The 4,693-nt window shown below is 66.4% G+C and carries 1 protein-coding gene; it reads right to left on the bottom strand.

The features are described from left to right. Nucleotides 1-4,693: amino acid adenylation domain-containing protein (locus VFZ66_05220; protein ID HEX6288568.1), on the bottom strand; the 4,693-nt coding region annotated here is incomplete at both ends.

Genomic DNA, 4,693 nt, shown 5'->3' with positions numbered 1-4,693 from the left:
CGTGCTGGCGCAGCGCGGCCTCGATCTCGCCCAGCTCGATGCGATACCCGCGCAGCTTGATCTGGTGGTCGATCCGCCCGATATAGTCGAGATCGCCGTTGGGCAGGTAGCGGACCAGATCGCCCGTGCGGTAGAGCCGCGCGCCGGGCTGCTGCGCAAAGGGGTCGGGCAGGAAGCGCTCGGCGGTCAGATCGGGGCGGCCAAGATAGCCACGGGCCAGCCCGACACCGCCCAGGTACAGCTCGCCAATCACGCCCACCGGCACCATCTGATACCAGGGATCGAGCACATATCCCTGTGTGTTGCTGATCGGTCGTCCGATCGTCGGCGGCGCGGCATCGTCTCGATCGACCACGGCCCATGTCGCATAGGTTGTCACCTCGGTCGGGCCGTACAGGTTAACCACCTGCCGCACATGGTCGCGCTGGTAAAGCTGCTGCGCCAGCCGGAGCGATAGCGGCTCTCCCGCCAAGTTGATCGTCTGGACCGATGGCGGCAGCCCGTCGAGCTGCAATAGCTCGCTGATCGCCGAGGGAACCGTGTTGACCAGCGTGATCGAAGGATCGGTCGATAGATCTTTCAACTGCCAGATCTGATCGGCCAGGATGACCGTGCCGCCTGAGCTGAGCGGCACGAACAGCTCGAACACTGACAGATCAAAATTGATCGAGGTTACGGCCAGAGTACCCCGCAGTTGCTCCGGCGAGAACGTTCGGCAGGCCCAGGAGAGCAGCGAAACGGCGCTGCGGTGGCTGATCGCGACGCCTTTGGGCCGTCCCGTGGAGCCGGAGGTGTACAGAATATACGCCAGATTGTCGGGCAGCACCCGGCTCACATCGCCGTCAGTCGTCGCGGCAATCGCCGCCGCGTCACGATCGAGACACACCACGATCGGCTCGTGCGCGCTCGGATCGAACGTCGGCAGGCGGCTGCTCAGCGCGCGCTCGGTGAGAATCGCCTCGATCCTGGCGTCGCTCAGCATCAACGCCAGACGCTCGGCGGGATAGCCTGGATCGAGCGGCACATACGCGCCGCCCGCCTTCAGCGTCGCCAGCAGGCCGATCACCAGATCCGCCGTGCGCGTGAGACAAACGCCGACTCGCGACTCCGGCCCGATCTTGAGGCTGTGCAGATAGGCGGCCAGCCGATCAGCCCGACGATTCAGCTCGGCATAGGTCAGCCGCGTCGCACCCGCGATCAGCGCAATCGCATCGGGAGTCTGCGCCGCCTGCGCCGCGACCAGATCGTGAATGCAGCGGTCCTGAGGGTACGCAGCCGCCGTCGCGTTCCAGCCAAGCAGCGCTTGCCGCTCGGCCAGGCTGAGCAGCGGCAGCGCGGCGATCGGCTGATCGGGATCGGCCACGATGCTTTCGAGCAGAGTCTGCCAATGACCGGCAATCCGCCTGATCGTGTCCGGCGCGAACAGGTCGCGGTTATAGTGCAGCGCCGCCGCGAGCTCGCCCTGGTGCTCGGCCACAGTCAGCGTCAGATCGAACTGCGCGGTCTGCTGCTCAAGCGCGATCGACTCCATCTCCAGGCTGCCCAGGCGCAGGCGCGCAGACTCGCTTCCGAGAGCAAACGCAGCCAGATCGGCCACATCCGCCAGGGGCGTCTGATGCAGCGCAAACATCACCTGAAACAGCGGCGATCGGCTGAGATCGCGCTCTGGCTGGAGGCGCTCGACCAGCAGCGGAAACGGAAACTCCTGATGAGCCAGCGCGTCGAGCACGGTTTGACGCGCCTGTGCCAGCAGCTCCACAAATGGCTGCGTATCGACCAGACGCCCGCGCAGCACGACCGGATTGACGAAGTAGCCGATCAGCCCCGCCAGACCGGCGCGGCTCCGGCCCGACGTTGGCGTGCCAATCAGCAGATCGCGCTGGCCGGTGTAGCGGTAGAGCAGCACTTGATACGCCGCCAGCAGCGTGACATACAGCGTCGCGCTCGATTGCTGCGCCAGGTCCTTGAGCTGGCGGGTGAGCTCGCTGCCGAGCCTGAAGCTGTGCGCAGCGCCGGAGTACGTCTGTACCGGCGGTCGCATCCGATCGGTCGGCAGGTCCAGCACCGCAGGCGCATCGGCAAGCTGGCGCTGCCAGTACGCCCACAGCCGATCGCCCTCGGATCCCGCCAGCCATTGCTGCTGCCGGTACACGTAGTCGCCGTAGCTCTGCTCCAAAGGTGCCAGCGCCGCTGGCTGGCCGGTCTGTTCAGCGCTATAGAGCGCGCTCAGCTCGCGGATCATCAGCGACAGCGACCATAGATCAGCCACAATGTGATGAACCACCAGCAGCAGGATCGCCTCATCGTCGGCGGTTTGAAAAAGGTGGACTCGCAGCAACGGTCCGTGCGCCAGATCGAACGGGCGATGGGCAAGCTCCGTCAGTCGAGGGCCAAGCTCTGCCGCATCCATCCCCGGCATGTCCTCGACATCGAAGCCGAAGGCTACCGGGTTGATCCGCTGCGCAGGCTCGCCGTCCAGCACGACAAAGCTGGTGCGTAGCGCCGCGTGCCGCTCCACGAGCTTTTCCAGCGTACGCCGCAGGGTGGGGATGTCGAGCCTGCCGCGTATCCGCATCGCGCTGCTCAGGTTGTATGCTGCGCTCGTCGGCGTAAGCTGATGGAGGAACCACAAGGCCCGCTGGCCGATCGACAGCGGCAGCGCGATGCCTTCTTTGGTCGGCGCGGGCGCGGCTTCTAGCGCCGAAGCTAGCTGCGGCGCGTCGAGCTGCTCCACGATCGTCGCCGCGAGCTGGCCGATGCTCTGGTCTTCCAGGAAGCGCGTGATCGGCACTACCAGCCCAAGATCCGCCTCCAGGCGGTGTTGGATCTCGACCGCCTGCAAGGAGTCCAGGCCCAGCGCAAGCAGCGATATGGCTCCCGATGGCTGCGACGATCGCATGCCCAGCCGCGACTCCACCAGCGCGTGCAGGTAGCGCTCAAGCAGCATCGGGCGCTCCGCCTCCGGCGCTGACAGCAGATCATCGCGGGTCAGCGTTGTGTTCGGGCTGGCATCCGGCTCCTGCAACACGCTCTGCGCGATCGCCGCGAGCGTCCCGTCAAGGAAGCTCTCGCGGCAGGCGTAGCGCTGAACTTTTCCGCTGGATGTCTTTGGCACGCTGCCCGGCTTGAGCAGCACCACCGCATGTATCGCCAGATCGTGCTCGATTGCCACAGCCTGCCGGATCGCCGCCGCAACTGTGTCGATCGCGGTGTGGCGCTGCTGCCGCTCCAGCTCATGCACCACGACCAGCCGCTCTCCATCGTCCGCCGCGACGGTGAAGGCTGCGCCGCTCGCGGGCCGCAGCGCCGGGTGGCTCCGCTCGACGGTCAGCTCGATGTCCTGCGGATAATAGTTGCGGCCCCGGATAATCATCAGATCTTTGAGCCGCCCCGTGACAAACAGTTCGCCATCCCGAACGAAGCCCAGGTCGCCGGTCCGCAGGTAGGAGCCGCTCGCCTCGCCTGCGATCGATGCGCCGAATGTCTGCGCCGTCGCGTCGGGCTGCTCCCAGTAGCCTCCGGCAACACTCGACCCCGCAACCCAGATCTCGCCCACCTGCCCCGGCTCGCAGTGCTGTCGGGTGGTAGGCTCGACAATCGCCACCTGCTGCCCGCCCAGCGCCCGCCCGCTGCTGACCAGCGCCCTGCCAGCGCTGGCCTCCACCTCGATCGCCCGGTGCCGCTCAAGCTCGTCAGCCGCGAAGCTGCTCACCACGGGCAGCGACTCCACCCCGCCGCCCGTCACGATCAGCGTGGCCTCGGCCAGGCCATAGCATGGATAGAACGCTTCGGGGCGAAAGCCCGCCGGAGCGAACGCCTCGGCGAAGCGCTGCAAGGTCAATGCGCGGACCGGCTCGGCTCCGTTGAACGCTACGCTCCAACTGCTGAGATCAAGCTGGGCGCGCTCCTCAGGCGAGATCTTCTGCACGCACAGATCGTAGGCGAAGTTGGGACCGCCGCTGGTCGTCGCCTTGAAGCGCGAGATCGCCTCCAGCCAGCGCAGCGGTCGTTGCAAAAAGTCAACCGGCGCGAGCAGCACCACCGGAAATCCGCTGTAGAGCGGCTGGATCAGGCCGCCGATCAAGCCCATATCGTGGTAGGGCGGCAGCCAGATCACGCCACGGCTATCCGGCGTATGGCCGAATGCCTGGCTGATCAGGGCCGAGTTGTGCAGCAGGTTCGCATGCGACAGCATCACGCCGCGCGGTCGGGCAGTAGAGCCGGAGGTGTATTGCAGGAACGCAAGGCTAGCGCCGGAGATGTCGGGCGGCTGCCAGGCGGACCCGTCGGCGCTGCTATCGAGGGCATCGGTTGCGATCCAGCGCATCGCTGCAAATTCGGGCACGTCCGCGATGCGCCCGACGGCCTCGCAGATCGCGGCGGAAGCCAGCGCCACGCATGGACGCGCATTGCCGGTGATCGCTTGTAGACGCGGTAGCGTGCGTGCGAGGCGCGCGGGATTCGGTGGATAGGCCGGAACGGCAATGACGCCGGCGTACAGGCAGCCGAAGAAGGCACACAGGTAGTCGAGTCCTGGCGGATACAGCAGCACGACCCGATCGCCCTGGGAGCAGTGCTGCCGCAACAGCATAGCGATGGCACGCGCCTGCCCGTCAAGCGCTCCATAGGTCAGCGCATCCGTGGCGACCTCGCCGTTGAGCAGAAAGGTGTAGGCTTGTCGGTCGGGCTGGTA

The sequence above is a fragment of the Herpetosiphonaceae bacterium genome, assembly GCA_036374795.1.
In the GTDB taxonomy this organism is placed as follows: domain Bacteria; phylum Chloroflexota; class Chloroflexia; order Chloroflexales; family Kallotenuaceae; genus LB3-1.
The sequence above is the reverse complement of the archived record's forward strand: the minus strand, read 5'-3'. Positions and strand labels throughout refer to the sequence as shown.